Genomic DNA, 20,841 nt, shown 5'->3' with positions numbered 1-20,841 from the left:
AGTCAACTTAGCGTGCCGTAGACCTTAAGACCATGCTGGCACGGGGCGCGCGGCGAGGTCGTGACATCGTGTCCGGGTGCACGAACCGCCCGCTCTCGATCTTGTCGACGAGACCTTCCTCGTCGTGCCCCCGGCCACCGTCGCGGCGGCGTTCGCCGACCCGCGCTCGTGGCGGCGCTACTGGCCCGACCTGGAGCTGGAGGTCTACACCGACCGGGGGGACAAGGGCCTGCGCTGGACCGTCACGGGCGCCTTGATCGGTACCATGGAGGTCTGGCTGGAACCTGTTCTCGACGGCACGGTGCTGCACTACTTCCTCCGGGCCACGCCTGCCGGTCCCGGCGGCGTCGCGCGCGAGCTGAGCCCGCGCGAACTGCGCCGCGAATTCGACCGGCGGGCGCGCGCGGCGAAGGACGTGGCGCTGGGACTGAAGGAGATCCTCGAGGACGGGCGCGAGCCGGGGATTCCGCCCCGGCCCGTCGAGTAGGAGGCTCTTGTGCGGGTTCACGTCGTTTCGGACGTGCACGGCAACGCCGACGCGCTGAAGCGGGCGGGGGACGGGGCGGACGCGCTGGTCGTGCTCGGCGACCTGCTCGACTTCGTCGACTACCACGACCACGACAAAGGCATCATGGGCGTGCTGTTCGGCGCGGAGAAGGTCGGCGAATTCGCCCGCCTGCGCCGCGAAGGCACCAGGGACGAGACGGTCGCCTATTCGCGCACGCTGTGGGCCACCCTGGACGACCCGGCCGCCGCGGTCGACGAAGCGGTCCGGGAGCAGTACTCCACGTTGTTCGCTTCGATGACCGCGCCGACGTACGCGATCCCCGGCAATGTCGACGCGCCTTCGGCATGGCCGGAGTTCGCCGGCGAGGGCGTGCACCTGGTCGACGGCGAGGTCGTCAGCATCGGCGGCCTGCGGTTCGGCTTCGCCGGCGGCGCGGTGCTGCCGGACGGCGTGCTCCCGCGTCCGCGCAAGGGCGCGGCGTGGCGGCCGTATCTGCGGGCGCGCGAGGAGTTCGACGCGGCGGTTTCGCTGCTGGACGAGGTCGACGTGCTGTGCACGCACATTCCGCCCGCGGTGCCCGAACTGACCTACGACGTGGTCGCGCGCCGCGCCGAACTCGGGTCGAAGGCGCTGCTGGACCTGATCCGGCGGCAGCGTCCGCGCTGGTCGGTGTTCGGGCACGTGCACCAGCCGCTGGCCGTGCGGCGCCGGGTCGGGCACACCGAGTGCCGTAACGTGGGTCACTTCAAGGAGACCGGGCAGCCCTACGTGCTGCGCTGGTGACTGTGCTGTCCGGCTACGCTTCGTCCCATGGCCGAGCAGTCCACGCAGTCCATCGAGGTCGACGCCGAGCCCGCGCGGGTCATGTCGGTGATCTCCGATTTCCCCGCGTACCCGGAGTGGGCCAAGGCGGTCCGCGAGACCGAGGTGCTCGCGGCCGACGACGCGGGCCGGGCGAAACAGGTGAAGCTCACCCTCGACGCCGGGCCGATCAAGGACGTGTACACGCTCGAATACGACTGGGACGATTCCGGCCTCGGCGTCAGCTGGCACCTGGTCAAGGGCCAGATGCAGAAGGCGCAGAACGGCCGGTACGCGCTCGAACCGCTCGGCGGCGGACGCACTCGCGTCACCTACACGCTGTCGGTGGAGCTGGCGCTGCCGATGATCGGGCTGCTGCGGCGCAAGGCGGAGAAGATGGTCATGGACACCGCGCTCAAGGAGCTCAAGCGCAGGGCCGAGGGCTAGATGCGCATCCTGCTGTTCACCGGCAAGGGGGGTGTCGGGAAGACGACGCTCGCCGCGGCCACCGCTGCCGCGCTCGCCGGCCGCGGCAGGAAGACGCTCGTCGTGTCCACCGACCCGGCGCATTCGCTCGGCGACGCGTTCGGCACTTCGCTCGGCGCCGAACCCTCCGAAGTGGACATCCGCCGCGACGGCACGCCGGCTGGTCTCTGGGCGGCGCAGGTCGACTCGCGGGCGTTGGCCGACCGCACCTGGCACGAACTGCGCGCCGAACTGCGGAAAGTCCTGGCCGGAGCCGGTCTGGACGTGCTGGACGCGGAAGAACTGACCGTGCTGCCCGGCGTCGACGAACTGCTCGCGCTGAGCGAGGTGCGGCGGCTGGCCTCGCAGGGGCCGTGGGACACCGTGGTGGTCGACTGCGGTCCGACCGCTGAAACGCTGCGCTTGTTTTCGCTGCCGGAAGCCGTGTCGGGCTATTTGGGCCGGGTGTTCGGCAACCGGCGCGTCGCGGCTTCGGTGCGTCAGCTCGGCGCGCACCTCGACGCGCTGCGCGAACTGCTCACCGACCCGCGGGTGACGACCGTGCGGCTGGTGCTGACGCCGGAACGAGTGGTGGTCGCCGAGGCGCGGCGCACGCTGACTTCGCTGGCGCTGCGCGGCATCGCGGTCGACGGCCTGATCGCCAACCGGCTCATGCCCGCGCCCGGATTCTGGCGCGGTTCGGCGGCGAAGTGGCTGCGCACCCGGCGGGACCAGCAGGACGCGGTGCTGGCGGAACTGGCCGAGGCCGGCTTCGGCCCCGGCGAGCTGGCCCGCGTCGAGCACCGGGCGAGCGAACCCGTGGGCGCCGACGCGCTCACGGAACTGGCCCGCGAACTGTACGGCAGCCGGGATCCGTTGTCCGGCAACGGAAAACCGGTCACGCCGCTGCTGTCGGTGGCCGACGGCGAGGACGGCTTCCGGCTGCGGGTCGCGCTCCCGCTGAACCGGGATTCGGCGGTCGAGCTGGCCCGCGTCGGCGACGACCTGGCGATCACCGTGGACGGGTTCCGCCGCCTGGTCGCCCTGCCCGAGACGCTGCGCCCGTGCCGGATCACCGGCGCGGAATCCGACGCCGACGGCCTGGTGGTCAGCCTGGCCGGGAACCGGGAATCCGGATGAGCGAAGAACACAGCGACGACCACGAGGCGGGGTCGTTTTCCGACAGCCTGAAGCTGGCCGAGGAGATCCGGCTGCTGGTCGAGATGGTGATCGAACGAGCCGCGCCGTGGCTGGAAGGCGTCATGGCCGCCGGGCACGGTTCTCCGGAGGACGCGGGCGCGCCGGGCGCGTCCGGTGTGGAGGACAGCACTTCGGGATGCGGGTGGTGCCCGCTGTGTGCGATCGTCGCCGTCGTGCGCGGCGAGCGGCCGGAGTTCGTGGCCAAGGTTCTCGAACAGGCCGCCCAGCTCGTCGCGCTGCTGCGGGCGGTGCTCGCGGACCGGTGGGAGCCGGAGGAGGGCGTGCACATGCCCGGGTTCCGGCCCGCCGCGCACCCGCCCGCGACCGCGGCAGCGTCCTCGACGGAGCCGTCGTCGCGGATCCAGCACATCGTCGTCCGCAAGCGCGCGGACTGGCAGCCGGAGCGGGAGAACTGATTGCTGACCGTAGGGGTGGACGTCGGCGGCACCAGCGTGCGCGCCGGCGTCGTGGACGAGCGCGGTTCGCTGCTCGACACGGCGCGCGTCGGGACGCCGAGCGAGGAGAACGCGCTCGAAGACGCCATCGCCGGGGTCGTCGAGACCCTGCGCAACCGGCACGACGTCGCCGCGGTCGGCCTTGCCGTGGCCGGTTTCGTGACCCGCGACCGCCGCTCGGTGATGTTCGCGCCGCATCTCGCCTGGCGCGACGCCCCGGTGGCGGACCGGATCGCGAAGCGCGTCGGCCTCTCGGTGACGCTGGAGCACGACGTCAATTCGGCGGTCGTCGCCGAACACCGCTTCGGCGCCGCGCGCGGTGCGGGGGTGGCCGCGCTGGTCGCGCTGGGCACCGGAATCGGCGCGGGTTTGCTGCTGGACGGCGAGATTTACCGAGGAGCCCACGGGGTCGCGCCGGAACTCGGCCACCTCACGGTGGTGCGCGACGGCCGCGCGTGCCCGTGCGGCAAGTACGGCTGCTGGGAGCGCTACTGCAGCGGCACCGCACTGGCCGCGACCGCCGTCGAGCTGCTCGCCCGGTACCCCGGCCGGTCCACCGTGCTGTCCAGGGAAATCGCCGGCGACCCCGGTTCGGTCACCGGCCGCCGGGTGGCCCGCGCGGCCCGCGACGGCGACCCGATCGCCTTGCGCGCCATGGCGGAACTGGCGAAATGGCTGGGCGAGGGACTGGCGCTGGTGGCGGACGTCTTCGACCCGGAGATCATCGTGATCGGCGGCGGAGTGTCGGAGTCCGCGCCGCTGTTCCTGGACGAGGCCCGGGAGCACTACGCCGGTGCGATCACCGGCGCGCGGCACCGTCCGCTGGCGCGGATCCGCACGGCGCATCTCGGGGACGACACGGCGATCGTCGGGGCGGCAGCCCTGGCGATGGACACGTTGTGAGTGCTGATCACGGTTCCAACCGGGATTAACACTCGCGAGGTTCTGTGGAAGGCTGGGCCGGGTGACGCCGATGACCGCCAACCGCTTCGTGCGGTGTTCTTGCGGCAGGCAGCACTGGGGCGCGTTCGGCGCGGCCGGCTTGTTGTTGTGCGATCCCAGCCGCGGCGTGCTGTTGCAGCAGCGCGCGTCGTGGGTGCACAACGGCGGCACGTGGGCCTTGCCCGGCGGCGCGATCGAAGCCGGCGAGACCGTGCACGAGGCCGCTGCCCGGGAGGCGCGGGAAGAAGCCGCCATTCCCGCGTCCGCCTTCCGCGCGATGTCCGCGTCCGTGCTGGACCACGGCGAATGGCAGTACACGACCGTCCTCGGTCTGGCCGACAGCGCGCTGCAGGCCCGGGTCGCGAACGAGGAAAGCGCCGAGATGCGCTGGGTCCCGCCGGACGAGGTGGCCGCACTGGACCTCCACCGCGATTTCGCCGCCGCCTGGCCGGTCTTGCGCGAGCAGCTGGGCCGCGAACTCGTGCTGGTGGTCGACGCGGCGAACGTGATGGGCTCCCGCCCCGACGGCTGGTGGCGCGACCGCCACGGCGCCGCGGAACGCCTGCGCGACCAGCTGACCGAGGTGGGCGAACGCGGCCTGAGCGACGACGCGACGGGCATCGGCGCGGGCCCGGCGTGGTCCTGGTGGCCCCGGGTGGTGCTGGTCGTCGAGGGCAAGGCCAGGGGAGTGGAACCGATTCCCGGCGTCGAGGTCGTCGCGGCGGAGACGGACGGCGATTCGAAGATCGTCGAGGTGACCGCCGCCGCCCGCCGACGCCCGGACGACCACGTCGTGGTGGTGACGGCTGACCGCGAGTTGCGTGGCCGGGTCGGGGATCTCGGCGCGCGGGTGCTCGGGCCGGGGACTCTGCTGCGGGAGCTGGGCGGTTGAGCGGGTGTGGCGCGGTCTCGGCTGTTGTCCGGTGGTTTTCGGGGGATCACCTCCGTAGCGGGGGATGGCCGGGCGTGGGGTGGTCGGGGATCTCGGTGCGCGGGTGCTCGGGCCGGGGACCGTGCTGCGGGAGCTGGGCCGTTGAGCGCCGCGCGGGCATGACTGCTCCGCGGTCAGGCGGCGGTGTTCCGGGCGGAACGTGTCCTGGCGGCGACGGTTGCGCGCGAGTTGCGCGCTCGGCCCGGGAACTCGGTTGCGGGAACTCGGCAGCAACCGCCGCGCAGTCGCCATCGCTTCGCCGCTCGGCAGCGTTTCCAGCCGATCGCGTTGTCGTGCTGGCGGTCGGCCGTGACCCTCGCGATCAGGTCAGCGACGCATCAGCGCTCCCCGGCAGCCGTCACACGGTCTTCACCGAACCTGCGTCCACGAGGTGGTCCGTCCCGGTGATGCTCGCAGCCAGCGGCGACGCCAGGTACGCGATCAACGTTGCCACCTCACCCGGTTCGATCAGCCGTCCAGTCAGCATTCCCGCACCGGCAGGCAGCGCGGCCAGCAAATCCTCGTGCGTCAACCCCATCGACGAAGCCAGCTCGGCACCGTAGCTGTCCGGGCCTTCCCACAGCGCGGTGCGCACCGGTCCGGGCGAGACCGTGTTGACCCGGACTCCCTGCGGCCCGAACTCCTCCGCCAATGCCTTACCGAACGCGGTCAGCGCGGCTTTCGCGGTGGTGTAAGCGATCGGGCCCGAATGCGGCATCCGCGCGCCATTCGAGGACACTGTGACGATCGCGCCCCGGCGTTCGACCAGATGCGGCAATGCGGCACGAGAAGCCCGGACCGCGGCGAGGAAATTCAGCTCCAGCAAGTCCGTCCACTGCCGATCCGCGAGCGACAGGAAGCCACCGGCCTGCCCGCGGGCGCTGTCGCCGCCGCCGACGTTGTTCACCAGGACGTCCACCCCGCCGAACTCCGCGACGGCTTGGTCGATCACCCGCCCGGGGCCGTCGGGCGTGGAGAGGTCCACCGCGATCGGCACCGCGCCGGTTTCCTTCAGTTCCGGGGTGATCGTCCGGGCCGCGGCCACCACGCGCATCCCTTCGCCGATCAGCGCGGACACCGTGGCCAGGCCGATTCCCCGGCTCGCTCCGGTGACTACCGCGGTCTTGTCAGCCAGCTGCAGGTCCATCGCAAAACCCCCAAAGTCGTGTCAAAGGCGATGCAGCTAAGCTAGCAGTTGCAACACCGACGTAGCAACTATGAACCGAGTGGCAACCATGACGTAAACTGGGCACCATGGAGAAACGGGCCCTGCGCGCGGACTCGGAACGGACGGCCCAGGCGATCCTCGAGGCGGCCGAACGGGTGCTCAGCGACAACCCGGCGGCGACGATGGAGCAGATCGCCGAGGCTGCCGGCGTCTCGCGGACGACTGTGCACCGCCGGTTCGCCAGCCGGGAGGCGCTGGTCGACGCCATGACTCTGTGGGCGACGCAGCAGTTCCACAACGCGCTCGCCAGCGTCCGGCCCGACGTCACGCCGCCGCTGGTCGCGCTCTACCAAGTGACCGCGAAGGTGCTGAGCGTCAAGCTCCGGTGGGGATTCGCGATGAACGCGCACCCGGCGGAAGAAGGCGTCCTGACCCCGGACGTGCTCGCCCAATGCGACGTCTTCTTCCGGCGGCTGGAGGAAAGCGGCGCGCTGCGACCCGGCGTCGACCTGGTCTGGGCGCGTCGCGTGTACTGCGCGCTCATCCACGAAGCAGCGCAGGACCAGGGCTCCGACGACCCGGACGCGCTGGCCACCCGCGTCGTCGACACCGTGCTCGGCGGGTTCGGCAAACCCGGCGTGACGATGGGCTAGGGGAGCCCGTCCCCGGCGAGTTCGGCGACGATCTTCGCGATCCGCCGCTCCCGGGTCTCGGCGCGTTTGGCCGAGGTGACGGCTTCAGTCCGTTCCCGTTGGGCGGTAAAGGAAAGCTTGTCGAACGCGGCCCGCGCGCCGGTCCGTTCCGCCAGCGCCGAACCCAGATCGTCCGGCATCTCGACGGTCCGCTCGGCGAGGTCGGCTTCGAGCGCGACCTCGACCGTGTCCCCGGCGGCGACCCCGGCCGCCGCCCGGTTCGCCGCGCTGAGCGGCAGCATGAACTCGCCGGAGTAGACCGCGACCGTGCTGCGGTAGGTGTGCGGGCCGACGGTCACCCGCACCTTCGGCCGCCGCCCCTGCCCGAGCGCCTCGACGACCTCGGCCGGGACCCGGAAACCGGTGGCGGTCTTGCCGTTGAGCTCGACCAGCGTGCTGAACGTATGCGACATCGCTGCCTCCTAGACCCAACGCAGCTAAGCGTGCGGGACGCCGTCGCGCATCTCGGTGACCAGCGCGGCGACCACGGCCTTCAATGATCCGTTGTACTGCTTCGCGACCGCCCGCTGCCGCTGATAGCTCGCGCCGACCCGGAGAATGTTCTCGACATCGCGCAGCTCGCGGACGCAGTCCAGCCGCTTGGCGACCGGTTCCAGCCGGTCCAGCAGCTCGGCGAGGTCTTCGGTGACGAGGCGTTCGCGACCGGCGGCGTCCAGGATGACGATCGCGTCGAGGCCGTAGCGGGCGGCGCGCCACTTGTTCTCCTGCACGTGCCACGGCGGCAGCACCGGCAGAGTTTCGCCCTTGTCGAGCCGGGCGCTGAAGTCGTCCACCAGGCACTGGGTGAGCGCCGAGATCGCGCCGACCTCCTGCAGCGTCGGCAGCCCGTCGCACACGCGCATCTCGACGGTGCCGAAATGCGGGGCCGGGCGGATGTCCCAGCGGATCTCCGAAAAATGGTCGATCACGCCGGTGGTGAACATGTCCTCGACGTAGCCTTCCAGCTCCGTCCATTCGCGGAACTGGAACGGCAGCCCGGCGGTCGGCAGCTGCTGGAACATCAGCGCCCGGTTCGAGGCGTATCCGGTGTCTTCGCCGGACCAGTACGGCGACGACGCGGACAGCGCCTGCAGATGCGGCGCGTAGCGCAGCAGCCCGTCGAGCACCGGCAGCACCTTGTCCCGGTGGTCGAGCCCGACGTGGACGTGCACGCCGTAGATCAGCATCTGCCTGCCCCACCACTGGGTGCGGTCGATCAGCTTGGCGTAGCGCTCCTGGTCGGTCACCTTCTGCCGGTACCACGAGGAAAACGGATGCGAGCCCGCGGAAAACAGCTCGACGCCCAGCGGGTCGGCGACCCGGTGCACCTCGTCGAGCGCCTCGGCGAGGTCGTGTTTCACCTCGCCGACCGTGCGGCAGACGCCGCTGACCACCTCGATCGTGTTGAGCAGCAGTTCCTGTTTGATCCGGGGATGCTCGGCGGCTCCGTCCGGGCGGACCGCGGCGAGCAGTTCCTCCGCGACCGACCGCAGTTCGCCGCTGCGCCGGTCCACCAGCGCGAGTTCCCATTCCGCGCCGACGGTGGAACGCCGGGACGCCCGGAAATCGATCCGCATGCCCGCCCGGTCAGACCTGGGCGCCGTTGCTGGGGTCCGCGCCCGGCGGCGGGCCCTGGCGCACGCGCAGCAGGAGCAGCGCGATGCCGGTGGCGAGCGAGAGGATGCCGAGCGGCGTGGCGAGCGCGGGGCCGACCCCGATCAGGTTCGGCACGATCAGCAGCAGGAGCCCGACGACGAAGAACAGCAGCACGATGAACGCGCCCTTGCGCCAGCGCGGCAGCGGCGGCGGCTCCGGGGGCACGTAGTGCTCGTCGTCCTCGGCCGGGTCGCCGGAGAACATCGTGGTGTCCCAGTCGGTGCCGCCGGTGCGCCAGCCCTCCGGCGACGGCGGCGGGGGAGCGGCCGGGGCAGGCGGGTCCGCGGCGGGTTTCGGCTTGGCCTCGCCCGCTTCGGGTTCGGTTCCGGGGGACGCCTCGGGTCCGGCTGACGAGGAGCCGGAGAACGGGTCCTCGTCCAGGAACACGCCCACGCCCTCGGCCCGGAGGTCGGCCACGATCTCGGCGAACGTGGCGTCGACGTCCTCGGGTCCGTCCGCGCCTTTCCCCCGGTTCATCCGGCACCCACCTGTCCCGCCCGCAGCTGCCGGGCGAAGTCGACACTGCGGCTGAAGATCAGTTCCGCGTCGTGGTCCTGCGTCGCGACGTGGAAGCTGTTCTCCAGCACCACCTCGGTCACCTTCGTGCTCGAGATGCCGTCCAGGACGATCTGCGAATTCTCGGGTTCGACGACGTGGTCGACCCGCGAGTGCAGCAGCAGCACCGGCTGCGTCACCTTCGGCAGGTCGGCCCGCACGATCTTCCACAGCCGGGCGAGGCTCGCCGCGGCCCGCACCGGGGTGCGCGGATAGGCCAGTTCGACCTCGCCGGGCTTCGCGATGTCGTTGCCGATCGCGCGGATCGAGGGGACCACCCGCGACAGCAGCGGCAGCACCTTGGCGTCCAGGCCGAGCCGCGTGACCGACGGGTTGACCAGCACGATGCCGGAGATGTCCGCGCCGAACTCCTCGGCGAGGCGGAGGGCGAGCGTGCCGCCCATCGACATCCCGCCGACGAACACCTGGTCGCAGTCCGCGCGCAGCGCCAGCAGCGCCTCGCGGACTGTGGCGTACCAGTCCTGCCAGGTCGTCCGGTTCGCCTCGCGCCAGTGCGTGCCGTGGCCGGGCAGCAGCGGGCAGCGCACCGCGAAGCCCTCGGCGGCCAGGTGCCCGCCCCAGGCGCGCATGCCGTCGGGCGTCGCGGTGAATCCGTGGCAGAGCAGGAAGCCGGCCCCGGAGGAACCCGGGTGGGAGAACGGTTCCGCGCCGGCGAGCACGCCCATCACGAACGCCCTTCCGAATCGAAGCGGTGGAGTCTCCCCATGCTCTCACGCCGAAGCCGGGTTGTGGGGCCTACTCCGGAAGCGGGGGCCCTTCCGGTCCCGCTGTGAGATCGGTCGCTGCCGCCGGGTGACCGCCCGCTCTCGCGTTGTGCGGGCCGGTGCTTGTTCCGTACGCTGACCTGCCGGGGCCCGCGCGGGCAGGAAAGGACTGGAACCCGGTGCTGTACTGGCTGATGAAGTGGGTGTTCATCGGGCCGCTGCTGAAGACGCTGTGGCCCACCAAAGTCGTCGGCGCCGAAAACATCCCCGAGACGGGTGGCGCCATCCTCGCGGGCAACCACCTCGCGGTCGCGGATTCGTTCTTCATGCCGTTGCGGGTCAAGCGCAAGGTCACCTTCCCGGCGAAGTCGGAGTACTTCACCGAGCCCGGGTTCAAGGGCCTGCTCAAGAAGTGGTTCTTCACCGGCGTCGGCCAGTTCCCCATCGACCGCTCCGGCGGCAACGCCGCGCAGGCCGCGCTCGACACCGCGACCCGGCTGGTCAAGGACGGGCACCTGCTCGGCATCTACCCCGAGGGCACCCGCTCCCCGGACGGGCGGCTGTACAAGGGCAAGACCGGCGTCGCCCGGATCGCGCTCGAATCGCGCGGCGTGGTGGTCCCGGTGGCGATGGTCGGCACCGACAAGGTCAATCCGATCGGTTCCAAGATGTGGTGGCCGCGGCGGCTCGAGGTGCGCTTCGGCAAGCCGCTCGACTTCTCCCGGTACGAGGGATTGGCCGGCGACCGGTTCATCGAACGGTCCATCACCGACGAGATCATGTACGCGCTGATGGAGCTGTCCGGCCAGGAGTACGTGGACATTTACGCGGCCAAGGCCAAGGAGCTGCTCGCCGCCGAGGCGGCCGGGGTGGAGCCCGCGGTGCCGGCTCAGCCGCGGGCTCTGGACGCCGATCGGGTGCCGGAGACAAAGGCCGGCTAAGGCCCCACTAGAGTTCCCCGGTGCGTTTTTTCTACGACACCGAGTTTATCGAGGACGGCGTGACGATTGACCTGGTGTCGATCGGTGTCGTTGACGAGCGCGGGCGCGAGTTCTACGCCGTGTCCACTGACTTCGACCCCGGGCGGGCCGGGGCTTGGGTCCGGGAGAATGTCCTGCCCAAACTGCCGTCTCCGGCGGATCCGGCTTGGCGGAGCCGGGAGCGGATCCGGGCGGACCTGCTGGAGTTCTTCGGGAAGCCGCCCGGGGGGATCGAGCTGTGGGCCTGGTTCGCGGCTTACGACCATGTGGCGTTGGCGCAGTTGTGGGGGCCGATGCCCGCGTTGCCTCGGCAGTTGCCTCGGTTCACCCGGGATCTCCGTCAGCGGTGGGAGGACGCCGGGAAGCCCAAGTTGCCTGCTGCGCCTGGGGATCAGCATGACGCGTTGGCGGATGCTCGGCATAACTTGCAGCGGTGGGGGGTTATCGAGGAGGCTTTTCGGCGGCGGTGACGGGGGCGGCTCGTCGCCTGGGGGCGACCTTGCGCCCGGTCGCTTGCGTGGGGCACCCCGAAGCTGATGGTGCGCATTTGGGGCTTCGGATCGGGGTGCGGGGGTGGTGTGGGTGCCTGGTGGGGCGGGTGCACTGGCTGCGGTTGGGGGTGGGGTGCGTGGTCGCGATGGGGTGTGCCGGTGCCGGTGGCGATGGGCGGAGTGGTCCGTGAGGGGGTCTCGCGCCTCCGGTTGAGGGTCGTGAGGGGAACCCTGAGGGAATCAGAGTTCGTGCGGGTTCCCCTCACGGACAGCGGGTCAGCGGCGGCGGGTGCGGACGGCGGCGGCCAGGGTGTCCAGCAGGTCGTCGGTGGTGTCCCAGTCCATGCAGGCGTCGGTGATCGACTGGCCGTAGGTCAGGTCCGCCGGGCGGCCCAGCACCAGGTCCTGGCGTCCGGCGACCAGGTTGCTTTCCAGCATGAGGCCCGCGATTCCGCGTTCTCCCGCAGCGATCCGGCCGGCCAGGTCGCGGACGACTTCCGCCTGGCGGACGTGGTCCTTGGCGCTGTTGCCGTGGCTCGCGTCCACCACCACTCGTTCCGGGAGGCCGGACTTCGCCAGGCGGGCGAGGGTTTCCCCGACCGAGGCCGGGTCGTAGTTCGGGCCCGCGGAGCTGCCGCGCAGGATGACGTGGCAGTCCGGGTTTCCGGAGGTCGTCACCAGGGCGGCCAGGCCGTCCATGGTGATGCCGGGGAAGACGTGCGAGGCGGCGGCGGCGCGGGTCGCGTCCACGGCTACCTGGATGTCGCCTTCGGTCGAGTTCTTGATGCCGACCGGCATGGACAGGGCGCTGCACAGTTGCCGGTGGACCTGGCTGGCCGCGGTGCGGGCTCCGATCGAGCCCCAGGTGACGATGTCGGAGATGAACTGCGGGGTGATCGGGTCGAGGAATTCGCAGCCGACCGGGAGGCCCAGTTCGGAGACGTCCAGGAGCAGTTTCCGGGCCAGGCGCAGGCCCTTGTTGACGGCGAAGGTGCCGTCCAGGCCGGGATCGTTGATCAGGCCTTTCCAGCCCAGCGTCGTGCGCGGCTTTTCGAAGTACACCCGCATCACGAGGTGCAGGTCTTCGCGCAGAGTCTCAGCCTTGGCGGCCAGGCGGCGGGCGTAGTCGAGAGCGGCTTCGGGGTCGTGGACCGAGCACGGGCCGACGATCACGGCCAGGCGGTCGTCGCGGCCGTCGAGGATGTCGACGGTTTCCGTGCGGCCGTTTTCCACCACTTTCGCGACCGCGGCGTCCGCGGGATGGTCTTCGCGCAACAGCGCGGGCGAGATGAGGGGACTGACCGACGTCGTGCGGCGGTTGTCCAGCGTGCTCGCGTCGGCGGGGGCGGCGACGAGGCGGGTGCTCATGAGCGGGTGGTTCCTTCCTGGTGGACACCGACCCGCGGGGGAATCGCCGAGCCGGTTCGAGATCCGGCTCGGGGTGGAGGTCAGCGCAGGTTCACGCCGCCGTGCCCACCCGGGGCCGGCTTCGTAAACCAGAAATAGCGCTGCACGCCGCCACGGTAACACACCCTCGAACCGTCCCGATCCGGACCGGATTGGCAGGTGGTCCGCCCTGCACCGATCCAGATCCGAGCCGCTACGCTGTCCGCGGACTGTGACTGCACTCTCCCTGCGAGGAAAGACGGAGGCAACAGATGCGTGTCGGTGTGCTGACGGGGGGCGGCGACTGCCCCGGCCTGAACGCGGTCATCCGCGCGGTGGTCCGCAAGGGCGTCGAGGTGCACGGCTGGGAGTTCGTCGGCTTCCGCAACGGCTGGCAGGGCCCGCTGACCGGCGACAGCCGGCCGCTCGGCCTCGCCGACGTCGAGGACATCCTCACCCGCGGGGGCACCATCCTGCGGTCGTCGCGGACGAACCCGTACCAGGTCGACGGCGGCGTCGACCAGATCCGCAAGGTGCTCGCCGACCAGGGCGTGGACGCGCTGGTCGCGATCGGCGGCGAGGACACCCTCGGCGTCGCCAAGCGGCTGACCGACGACGGCATCGGCGTCGTCGGCGTGCCCAAGACGATCGACAACGACCTCGGGGCCACCGACTACACGTTCGGCTTCGACACCGCGGTCTCCATCGCCACCGAGGCGATCGACCGGCTGCACACCACGGCCGAATCGCACCACCGGGCGCTGGTCATCGAGGTCATGGGACGGCACGCGGGCTGGATCGCGCTGCACTCCGGCCTCGCCGGCGGCGCGAGCGTGATCCTGGTTCCGGAGCGCCAGTTCTCCGTCGACCAGGTGGTGCAGTGGGTCGAGCGCCGCTTCGAAAAGGAGTACGCGCCGATCATCGTCGTGGCCGAGGGCGCGCTGCCCGAGGGCGGCGAGGAGAAGCTGCTGACCGGTGAGAAGGACGCCTTCGGGCACGTCCGGCTCGGCGGTATCGGCAACTGGCTGGCCGACGAGATCTCCGAGCGCACCGGCAAGGAATCGCGGGCGGTCGTGCTCGGCCACGTCCAGCGCGGCGGCACCCCGACCGCCTACGACCGGGTTCTCGCGACGCGCTTCGGCCTGCACGCGGTGGACGCGGTCGCCGACGGCGACTTCGGCGTGATGGTGGCGCTCAAGGGCACCGACATCGTGCGCGTGAAGCTGTCCGAGGCGACGGCCGAACTGAAGACCGTTCCGCTGGAGCGGTACCAGGAAGCCGAAGTCTTCTTCGGCTGAGGCTCTCCTGTGGTGGGGGCAACCCCACCACAGTGCCGGGGGCGCGCGGTATTCCGTGCGCCCCCGGCTTTTTTCTACCCTCGGCTCGTGCGAATCTTTCTGGCGGGCTTGACGATGCTCTCGGTGACCGCGGCCCCTCCTTCCACTGTGGACGGTGTCTGGCGGACCGACGGTTACGGGCAGCTGGTCCAGGTGTCCGGCGGCAAGTTGACGACCTACGACGTGACCAAGGCCAGTTGCCTGCCCGGCACTCTTTCCGGAACTGGCGACGGCACGACGTTTTCCACGAACGAAGGCTCGGTCGTCACCGTCCGGGCGGGCAGGATGAGTTTCGACGACAACCTCGGCGCGCGGTCGTTGCGTCGGGTGCCGGGGGGTCTGCCGTCCGCGTGCCAGGCTTCGGGAGCGGACCTGTTCGACGTCTTCTGGCACACCTTTGCCGAGAACTATCCCTTCTTCGGCGCGAAAGGCGTCGACTGGAAGTCCGAAGGGGACGCTGCCCGCCGCGAGGCCGCCGCACATCCGGAACGGCTCTTCGACATCCTTTGTGGACTGATCCGTCCGCTGCACGACGCTCATGCCGGCCTGCTCGCGGCGGGCCGGCACTGCTCTTTTCCGCGACCAGGCACTCCGGAGCTGAACACGACTGTCCCGCGCGCGATCGCCGTAGCCGACGCGAATCTCGGCGCGCCGATCAAGCGGTGGGCATCCGGAGCCATCGCCTACGCGGACCTGCCGGAGGGCCGCGGATACCTGCGGATCAGCGGATTCCACGACTACGCCGGCACTTTCGCTGCCAGCAGCAAGGTCCTGGCGAAAGCGCTGGACGAAATCTTCACCGCCGACCGGGTGCACACGCTGCGCGGCCTGATCCTCGACCTGCGCGTCAACGGCGGCGGGGACGACCCGCTCGGCCTGCAAGTCGCCGCCCGGCTGACCGGCGTCCCGCATTTCGCCTACGCCAAACGCGCGCGCAACGACCCGGACGACCCGACCCGGTTCACCGTGCCGCAACCGTTCTTCGTGCACCCTGCGGCAGCGCCGCGCTACACCGGCCCGCTGACGGTCCTCACCGGCAGCCTGGACGTCTCAGCGGGGGAGACCTTCCTGCAAGCACTGCTGAACCGGCATCCGCGGCCGGTCCTGATCGGACAGTCCACTCAGGGCGCCTTCTCGGACCTGCTGGAGCGGACGCTGCCGAAGCCGGGCTGGACGGTGGCGTTGCCGAACGAGGAGTACCTCGACTCCCGCGGCCGCGCCTACGACGGCACCGGCATCGGCCCGGACCTCCGGGTCCCGGTTTTCGCCCCGGACGACCTCGCCGCCGGAAGAGACCCGGCGCTGGCCGCAGCCCGCCGGTAAGGTGAGCGCATGGGGTCGGTCAAGCAGTTCCAGGTCACTTTCGATTGCGCGGAACCCGAGCGCGTCGCCCGCTTCTGGTGCGAGGCGCTGGGGTACGTCGTGCCGCCGCCGCCGGAAGGGTTCGCCGACTGGGCCGAGTTCGACCGTTCGCTGCCTGCCGAGCACCAGGGCGCGGCGTCCGCCTGCGTCGATCCGAACGGGGTCGGTCCGCGGCTGTACTTCCAGCGCGTGCCCGAAGGCCGCGTGGTGAAGAACCGCGTGCACCTCGACGTGCGCGTGGGCACCGGTCTGGTGGGCGAGGAACGGCTGGCGGCGCTGAAGGCCGAGGCCGAACGGCTGACGGCGTTGGGGGCGTCGGTGGTGCAGGTGCTGGTCGCGGACGAGGTGAACGAGTCCTGCATCCCGATGCGGGACGTCGAAGGCAACGAGTTCTGCCTGGACTGAGGAAGCCGCCGTGCCGGTGAAGGCCACGGCACGGCGGCCGCCGGTTCAGGAAACCGAAACGTTGGCCGGAGCGGTGAACGCGCCGCCCGACACCTGGTAGAACTGCGTCACGGTGAGACTGCCGCCCGCCGGGACGCTGTTCTGGCCGGTGATCACGACGTGCCCGGTGGAGGCGGACGCGGTGCCCGGGTTCGTCATCGACAGCGACTCGTTCGAGGGCAGGTCGAACGACAGCGTCCAGCCGTTCGCCGCCGACGAACCGCCGTTGGTGATCGTGAAGTGCGCGAAGGCGCCGAACCCGTAGTCGTAGTCCGTGGTGAACTTCGCGGTCAGCTTGCCCACCGGGGCCGTCGTGACGGTCCAGGTGAACGGAGCCTGCGCGGTCGCCCCGGCGGAATCGGTGGCCGTCACGGTGACGTCGCTGGTGCCCGCGGCGCTCGGCGTGCCGGTGACGGAGCCGGTCTTGCCGTCGATGGCCAGCCCGGCCGGGAGGCCGTCCGCCGAGTAGGTGTAGGGCGAGGTGCCGCCGGAGGCTGTGACCTTCAGCGAAACCGCCTTGCCCACCACGCTGTTCTGGGTGCCCGGGTTGCTGACGCTCAGCTTGCCGTTGGTGCCGCCGCCGGGGGTGAGGCCGGTGACGCCGTGCGGGGTGCCGAGGCCGGTCGGGCCGTCCCAGCCGGTGCCCGCGTTGCAGATCACGGTGCCGCAGCTGCCGTTGCTGCCCGAGGTGACGTCGTTGAAGTCGCCGGTGTGCGCGTACGGGTACGACGCGGCGTTGTCGCCGTCCTTCGGCGTGCCCGCGAATGCCCAGATGCCGGCGACGATCGGGGTGGCGAGGCTGGTGCCGCCGTACTGCGACTGCTGGCCGTTGACGTAGATCGTGATGCCGCTGTTGGGATCCGCGTCGGCTGAAATGTCCGAAGTGGCCCGATTGTCGCACGCGGTGCTGATCCCGTTCTGGAACGCGGGCTTGCTGAACTTGCTCGAACAGCCGCTGCCCGCCTTGTTCCAGGCGGTTTCGGAGTAGCCGCCGCCGGACGCGGTCAGCGTGGTGCCGCCGACCGCGACCACCTCGGGCGAGGTCGCCGGGTATTCGGCCTGGGCACCGCTTTCGCTGCCCCAGTCGCCGGTGGCGCCGAGGATGGCGACGCCCGGGTGGTTGTAGTGCTGCTCGGCGTCTGAGGGGATCGCGCTTTCATGGTCGGCGTAGCTGTTCGACACGATCTTCGCGCCGAGCCGGACCGCGCTGTCGACCGCCGCCGCGAGGTCGCTGTCCTCGTTGCTGTTGCCCTCCACCAGCAGGATCTTGCAGTCCGGGCAGAGCGCGCTGACCGCGTCGACGTCGATGGCCATCTCGGTCGCCCAGCCGGAGTCGGTCTTGGACGGAAGCGTGCTCGTGCCGTCCTGGCCGACCACAGTCAGGCAGCCGTTCGCCTTGGTGCAGGAGCCCAGGTTCCAGTGCGACCGGTAGTCGTTCAGGTCCTTCTCGATGCCCGGATCGTCGAAGGCGTCGACGATCGCGACGGTGGTGCCGCCGCTCTTCATCCCGGCGACGCCGTAGGCCTTCTGCAGGTCGGCCGGGCTCATCGCGCTGGCCGGGCGGGCTCCGGACGAAACCAGTTGCACGGCCTGGCATTTCGCGTAACCGGCGGGCGCGTTGGCACACGACGCCGGGCTCAGCTGGGGTCCGGCGTCCGCGGCCGGGGCCGAGATCGCCGCCACCCCCGCTCCGAGAGCGAGCGCGGCACCGGCGGCGGCCAGCCGTCTCAAGGTCATTCCTGCACGCATCATCGCGTCCTTCCTCGTACGCCGCTGCCCGGAAGACGGGCGAAAAGCGGTGCCGCCATTGGATTTCACCGAGGCGGTGCGGAACCAGGAACAACCGGCACAACCGGCCGTTGTGCCGGGAGGAGGAACCCGACCTTCGGAGGATGGCCGCCCGTCCCCGGGCGAGCGACCATGGACCGGCGGGAGGTGCGGGACATGCCGGACGGCGCGACGGAAACGTTCGACCGGACGCTGGTCCGGTTGCGCCGGGCGGCCGGGCTGACCCAGGAACAACTGGCGCAGCGCTGCGGGCTGAGCACGCGCGGCGTGGGGAATCTCGAACGCGGGCAACGGCATCCGCGGCGAGTCACCGTGCAGCTGCTCGCCGACGGTCTCGCGCTGCCCGAGGACAGCCGGGCGGAACTGCTCGCAGCCGCCCGGCGCGGCAGGCGACAGCCGCCGGGCCACCCCGTCCCGCCGCCTCGGCCGGCACCGGACCTCATCGGCCGCACCGAGGAACACGCCTTGCTGGACAAGCACATTTCCGGCACAGGCAGGCCGTTTCTGGTCTTCGCGGGACAAACCGGAATCGGCAAGACCCGGCTGCTCGCCGAAGCCGCGACGCTGGCCGAAGCGCGGGGAACGGCGGTGCTCTCGACGGCGTGCTCCCGGTATGGCGGAGAGCCGTACGCGCCGCTCTCCGAAGCGTTCGCGCGGCGCGTTTCCGAGCATCCCGCCGGAGGTGGTCTGGCATTCCTGCTTCCCGAACAGCGCACCGCCGAACCGGCTCCTGCCCGCTGGCTGATGTTCGCCGAAGCAGCGCGGTTTCTCGACACGCTGGCGCGGCGCCGTGGCGTGCTCGTGATCCTGGACGACCTGCAATGGGCCGGTCCGGACGGACTGGCGCTGCTGGCTTCGCTGGTCCAGGACGTCCGGCCGGACCGCGTCCGCTTCCTCGCCGCCTACCGCGACACCGAAATCGCCGCGGCCGAGCCGTTGGCCGACACGCTGCTCGATTTGTACCGGAAAGGTTTGCTGACACAGCATTCGCTGGCCCCGCTGGCGGACGACGACGCGACGACGCTGTTGCACCACAGTGCCGGAACCGAGGTCGGGCAGTCCGCCCGCGACCGGGTGCTCCGGCTCGCCGGCGGACTCCCGTTGTTCCTGGTCCAACTGGGGCACGTACTGGGCAGATCCGGCAAACCGCCCGCGGAACTGCCGTGGGGGCTCGCACACGCGGTGCGGCGGCAGGTCGGTTCGCTGCCCGAACGCACGGCCGAAGTGCTCACCCTGCTGGCAGTGGGGCAGCAGCGGATGGACCCGGACGTCCTGGCCGCGGCTGCCGGGCTGGATCCGGCCGAATTGTCCGAAGTGCTGGCTCCCGCGCACACCGCGCGGCTGCTGGACGAGAACGCCGAGGGTGTCCGGCTCACGCATGAACTGGTCGCCGAGGTAGTGAACGCGGACCTGCCGCCGAGCCGTCGGCATGTGCTGCACCGCAGGCTCGCCGAGGCATTGGGCGGCGCGGCGGCGGCCTACCACTACACGCACGCACAGGACACCGAACGCGCCGCGCAGACCTTGCGGCACGCAGCGGAAAAAGCCAGCAGGCAAGCCGCGCACGACACGGCCGCCCAGCACCTGGGTGCGTTGGCCGACCTGCTGGACCGCACCGGTTCCCAGGCCGCGGTCGCCGAAGCCGCCGAAGCCTGGGCGGACGCGCTCGCCGCCGCCGGTCGGTACGACGCCGCGCTCGCCGCCGCCGAACGGGCGCTTTTGGTGTACCGCAAGGAAGGCGACGAGGAACGGCAACGTCTCGTGATCGCGAGGATCGGCTACCTGCACTACCAACGCGGTACTCCGCGCGAGGGCTTGGCCCGGATCGCTCCGACGCTGACCGAGGACCGGCCCGGCGGATCGGCCGTACGGTTACGGCTGGCTCGCGCCGCGAATCTCTACCAGAGCACGCGCTACCGAGAATCCGTCGAGGTCTCCACGGCCGCGATCGTCGCGGCAGGTTCGGCGGGAGACGAGCATGGCCTAGCGGGCGGACACCTGCGCCGCGGACTCGCGCTGCGCCTGCTCGGCCGCAACGAGGAAGCGCTGGCGGATCTGCACACCGCCGCGGCCACCGCGGAGCTGTGCGGCGACCGGGAGATCGTCGTCCGCGCGCTGACCGGGGTCGCCGTGCTGCACCACTACCGCGGCGAACTGGCCCGGGCCGACCGGCAGTTCGCGCGAATCCTCCGGCTGGCCGAAGAACTCGGCGACCGGGAATTGCTCAGCCGATCGGTCTGCAACGTCGGCGCGAGCGCGATCTACGTCGGCCGCTGGGGCGACGCCCGACGGCGGTTCAGCCAGGCACTGGAACTGGCCGGACACGGCCGCTCGCCCATGTGCGGCGCGATGGCCCTCATCGGGCGCGGCGGCCTGCGGTCAGCTTGCGGCCGCTACGACGCGGCAGCCGACGACCTGGCCCAAGTGATCCGACTGGGCCAGGAAAGCGACAATGCCGACATTATCTGCAACGCCTCCGCCCAGCTGGCGGAGAACGACGTGCGCGCGGGCCGCCCTGAGCGAGGAGTACGGAGGTTGCTGCCTTTGCTCGCGCTGCGAGGGGAACGGAGCTGGCAGATGACCGACGCCTTGCCGTTCCTCGCCGAAGCGCAACTGGCCGCCGGTGACCCGGTTGCCGCCGGGGAGACCGCTGCGGAGGCTGTCGCGTGTACTGAGCATATCGACCACATCCTGGCCCGCACGGATGCTTTCCGGGTGCAGGGGCTTGCTTTTCTCCGGTGCGGGATCCTTTCCTCGGCGGAGGAGAGTATGGCGGAGGCGCGTTCGTTGGCGGAACGGATGGCTTCGCCTTATCTGCTCGCACGGGTCAGTGCGGCGCACGCCGAGCTGTCGGACCGCCTCGGGGACTCTGTGGCCGCGGCTCGGGAGCGGGAGCGGGCGGAGGAGTTGTTCACGGCTTTGCGGCGGGATGCCTTGGCGGAGGAGTGATCCGTC

Annotated in this window: 21 protein-coding genes; 14 read left to right on the top strand and 7 right to left on the bottom strand. The window is 70.9% G+C overall.

The window, feature by feature from the left end:
• Positions 1–76 precede the first annotated feature (76 nt).
• The 7 genes from BM362_RS45085 (at position 77) to BM362_RS45055 (ending at position 5,263) form a co-directional block, all read left to right on the top strand.
• Complete coding sequence (locus tag BM362_RS45085) at positions 77–487, top strand: polyketide cyclase / dehydrase and lipid transport (RefSeq protein ID WP_067595185.1); 411 nt, start codon at positions 77–79, stop codon at positions 485–487.
• A gap of 9 nt (positions 488–496) precedes the next feature.
• The gene (locus BM362_RS45080) at positions 497–1,291 is read left to right on the top strand and encodes a metallophosphoesterase family protein (protein WP_037809840.1); all 795 of its coding nucleotides are present in this window, start codon (positions 497–499) and stop codon (positions 1,289–1,291) included.
• Positions 1,292–1,318: 27 nt separating this feature from the next.
• Complete coding sequence (locus BM362_RS45075) at positions 1,319–1,756, top strand: SRPBCC family protein (protein ID WP_067595182.1); 438 nt, start codon at positions 1,319–1,321, stop codon at positions 1,754–1,756.
• Positions 1,757–2,914: an ArsA family ATPase gene (locus tag BM362_RS45070; protein ID WP_093577308.1), complete on the top strand. Its 1,158-nt coding sequence runs from the start codon at positions 1,757–1,759 to the stop codon at positions 2,912–2,914.
• Positions 2,911–3,390 carry a hypothetical protein gene (locus BM362_RS45065; protein WP_093577307.1) on the top strand — a complete coding sequence of 160 codons (480 nt, stop codon included), beginning with the start codon at positions 2,911–2,913 and terminating at the stop codon, positions 3,388–3,390. The genes BM362_RS45070 and BM362_RS45065 overlap by 4 nt, the downstream gene beginning before the upstream one ends.
• Positions 3,391–3,405: 15 nt before the next feature.
• Positions 3,406–4,332, top strand: coding sequence for an ROK family protein (locus BM362_RS45060; protein ID WP_093577322.1), 927 nt, complete (start codon positions 3,406–3,408; stop codon positions 4,330–4,332).
• Positions 4,333–4,393: 61 nt separating this feature from the next.
• Positions 4,394–5,263, top strand: coding sequence for an NUDIX domain-containing protein (locus tag BM362_RS45055; RefSeq protein WP_093577306.1), 870 nt, complete (start codon positions 4,394–4,396; stop codon positions 5,261–5,263).
• Between the two features lie 397 nt (positions 5,264–5,660).
• On the opposite strand, the gene BM362_RS45050 is transcribed toward BM362_RS45055, so the two are convergent.
• Positions 5,661–6,449 (bottom strand): oxidoreductase, encoded by a 789-nt coding sequence (locus tag BM362_RS45050; protein ID WP_093577305.1) that lies wholly within the window; start codon positions 6,447–6,449, stop codon positions 5,661–5,663.
• A gap of 107 nt (positions 6,450–6,556) precedes the next feature.
• On the opposite strand from BM362_RS45050, the gene BM362_RS45045 reads away from it, so the two are divergent.
• Positions 6,557–7,123: a TetR/AcrR family transcriptional regulator gene (locus BM362_RS45045; protein WP_067595165.1), complete on the top strand. Its 567-nt coding sequence runs from the start codon at positions 6,557–6,559 to the stop codon at positions 7,121–7,123.
• Here the strand turns inward: BM362_RS45045 and BM362_RS45040 are convergent.
• From BM362_RS45040 to BM362_RS45025, 4 genes are read right to left on the bottom strand one after another with little or no spacing between them, the layout of a single operon-like run.
• Entirely contained in the window at positions 7,120–7,575 is a 456-nt protein-coding gene (locus BM362_RS45040; RefSeq protein WP_093577304.1) for a YdeI/OmpD-associated family protein, read from the bottom strand. The genes BM362_RS45045 and BM362_RS45040 overlap by 4 nt on opposite strands.
• 24 nt (positions 7,576–7,599) lie before the next feature.
• Positions 7,600–8,739 (bottom strand): glutamate--cysteine ligase, encoded by a 1,140-nt coding sequence (locus tag BM362_RS45035; protein WP_067595205.1) that lies wholly within the window; start codon positions 8,737–8,739, stop codon positions 7,600–7,602.
• 10 nt (positions 8,740–8,749) lie between these two features.
• On the bottom strand, positions 8,750–9,295 hold the full coding sequence (locus BM362_RS45030) for a hypothetical protein (RefSeq protein WP_093577303.1): 546 nt from the start codon (positions 9,293–9,295) through the stop codon (positions 8,750–8,752).
• A complete protein-coding gene (locus BM362_RS45025) occupies positions 9,292–10,059 on the bottom strand; it encodes an alpha/beta hydrolase (RefSeq protein WP_067595159.1) in 768 nt (255 codons plus the stop codon). Before BM362_RS45025 ends, BM362_RS45030 begins: the two co-directional genes overlap by 4 nt.
• A 218-nt stretch (positions 10,060–10,277) precedes the next feature.
• Between BM362_RS45025 and BM362_RS45020 the strand changes: the two genes are divergently transcribed.
• Both BM362_RS45020 and BM362_RS45015 read left to right on the top strand, forming a co-directional pair.
• Positions 10,278–11,039 (top strand): lysophospholipid acyltransferase family protein, encoded by a 762-nt coding sequence (locus BM362_RS45020; RefSeq protein WP_067595154.1) that lies wholly within the window; start codon positions 10,278–10,280, stop codon positions 11,037–11,039.
• A gap of 20 nt (positions 11,040–11,059) precedes the next feature.
• Positions 11,060–11,548, top strand: a complete 489-nt coding sequence (locus BM362_RS45015; RefSeq protein WP_067595152.1) for a polyadenylate-specific 3'-exoribonuclease AS — start codon at positions 11,060–11,062, stop codon at positions 11,546–11,548.
• Positions 11,549–11,845: 297 nt separating this feature from the next.
• On the opposite strand, the gene BM362_RS45010 is transcribed toward BM362_RS45015, so the two are convergent.
• On the bottom strand, positions 11,846–12,937 hold the full coding sequence (locus BM362_RS45010; RefSeq protein WP_093577302.1) for a 3-deoxy-7-phosphoheptulonate synthase: 1,092 nt from the start codon (positions 12,935–12,937) through the stop codon (positions 11,846–11,848).
• 290 nt (positions 12,938–13,227) lie between these two features.
• Here BM362_RS45010 and BM362_RS45005 point away from each other — a divergent pair, with 290 nt between their 5' ends.
• The 3 genes from BM362_RS45005 (at position 13,228) to BM362_RS44995 (ending at position 16,059) form a co-directional block, all read left to right on the top strand.
• Positions 13,228–14,253: a 6-phosphofructokinase gene (locus BM362_RS45005; RefSeq protein ID WP_093577301.1), complete on the top strand. Its 1,026-nt coding sequence runs from the start codon at positions 13,228–13,230 to the stop codon at positions 14,251–14,253.
• An 87-nt stretch (positions 14,254–14,340) separates the two neighbouring features.
• Positions 14,341–15,615: a S41 family peptidase gene (locus BM362_RS45000; RefSeq protein WP_244287494.1), complete on the top strand. Its 1,275-nt coding sequence runs from the start codon at positions 14,341–14,343 to the stop codon at positions 15,613–15,615.
• Positions 15,616–15,624: 9 nt separating this feature from the next.
• Positions 15,625–16,059: a VOC family protein gene (locus tag BM362_RS44995; protein ID WP_067595143.1), complete on the top strand. Its 435-nt coding sequence runs from the start codon at positions 15,625–15,627 to the stop codon at positions 16,057–16,059.
• Positions 16,060–16,104: 45 nt separating this feature from the next.
• Here BM362_RS44995 and BM362_RS44990 read toward each other — a convergent pair whose 3' ends face one another.
• Positions 16,105–17,850 carry a putative Ig domain-containing protein gene (locus tag BM362_RS44990; RefSeq protein WP_093577300.1) on the bottom strand — a complete coding sequence of 582 codons (1,746 nt, stop codon included), beginning with the start codon at positions 17,848–17,850 and terminating at the stop codon, positions 16,105–16,107.
• Positions 17,851–18,018: 168 nt separating this feature from the next.
• On the opposite strand from BM362_RS44990, the gene BM362_RS44985 reads away from it, so the two are divergent.
• Positions 18,019–20,835, top strand: coding sequence for an ATP-binding protein (locus BM362_RS44985; protein ID WP_093577299.1), 2,817 nt, complete (start codon positions 18,019–18,021; stop codon positions 20,833–20,835).
• Positions 20,836–20,841 lie beyond the last annotated feature (6 nt).

Origin of the sequence: Amycolatopsis rubida (genome assembly GCF_900115345.1) — a bacterium.
In the GTDB taxonomy this organism is placed as follows: Bacteria; Actinomycetota; Actinomycetes; order Mycobacteriales; family Pseudonocardiaceae; genus Amycolatopsis; species Amycolatopsis rubida.
This window is presented reverse-complemented; position numbering and strand designations above follow the sequence as displayed.

Bases quoted from the DNA above. Each gene is read 5' to 3' on its own strand.
- BM362_RS45075 (WP_067595182.1), top strand. From the start codon at position 1,319: ATGGCCGAGCAGTCCACGCAGTCCATCGAGGTCGACGCCGAGCCCGCG.
- BM362_RS45070 (WP_093577308.1), top strand. From the start codon at position 1,757: ATGCGCATCCTGCTGTTCACCGGCAAGGGGGGTGTCGGGAAGACGACG.
- BM362_RS45065 (WP_093577307.1), top strand. From the start codon at position 2,911: ATGAGCGAAGAACACAGCGACGACCACGAGGCGGGGTCGTTTTCCGAC.
- BM362_RS45050 (WP_093577305.1), bottom strand. From the start codon at position 6,449: ATGGACCTGCAGCTGGCTGACAAGACCGCGGTAGTCACCGGAGCGAGC.
- BM362_RS45045 (WP_067595165.1), top strand. From the start codon at position 6,557: ATGGAGAAACGGGCCCTGCGCGCGGACTCGGAACGGACGGCCCAGGCG.
- BM362_RS45040 (WP_093577304.1), bottom strand. From the start codon at position 7,575: ATGTCGCATACGTTCAGCACGCTGGTCGAGCTCAACGGCAAGACCGCC.
- BM362_RS45035 (WP_067595205.1), bottom strand. From the start codon at position 8,739: ATGCGGATCGATTTCCGGGCGTCCCGGCGTTCCACCGTCGGCGCGGAA.
- BM362_RS45030 (WP_093577303.1), bottom strand. From the start codon at position 9,295: ATGAACCGGGGGAAAGGCGCGGACGGACCCGAGGACGTCGACGCCACG.
- BM362_RS45025 (WP_067595159.1), bottom strand. From the start codon at position 10,059: ATGGGCGTGCTCGCCGGCGCGGAACCGTTCTCCCACCCGGGTTCCTCC.
- BM362_RS45010 (WP_093577302.1), bottom strand. From the start codon at position 12,937: ATGAGCACCCGCCTCGTCGCCGCCCCCGCCGACGCGAGCACGCTGGAC.
- BM362_RS45005 (WP_093577301.1), top strand. From the start codon at position 13,228: ATGCGTGTCGGTGTGCTGACGGGGGGCGGCGACTGCCCCGGCCTGAAC.
- BM362_RS44995 (WP_067595143.1), top strand. From the start codon at position 15,625: ATGGGGTCGGTCAAGCAGTTCCAGGTCACTTTCGATTGCGCGGAACCC.
- BM362_RS44990 (WP_093577300.1), bottom strand. From the start codon at position 17,850: ATGATGCGTGCAGGAATGACCTTGAGACGGCTGGCCGCCGCCGGTGCC.
- BM362_RS44985 (WP_093577299.1), top strand. From the start codon at position 18,019: ATGGACCGGCGGGAGGTGCGGGACATGCCGGACGGCGCGACGGAAACG.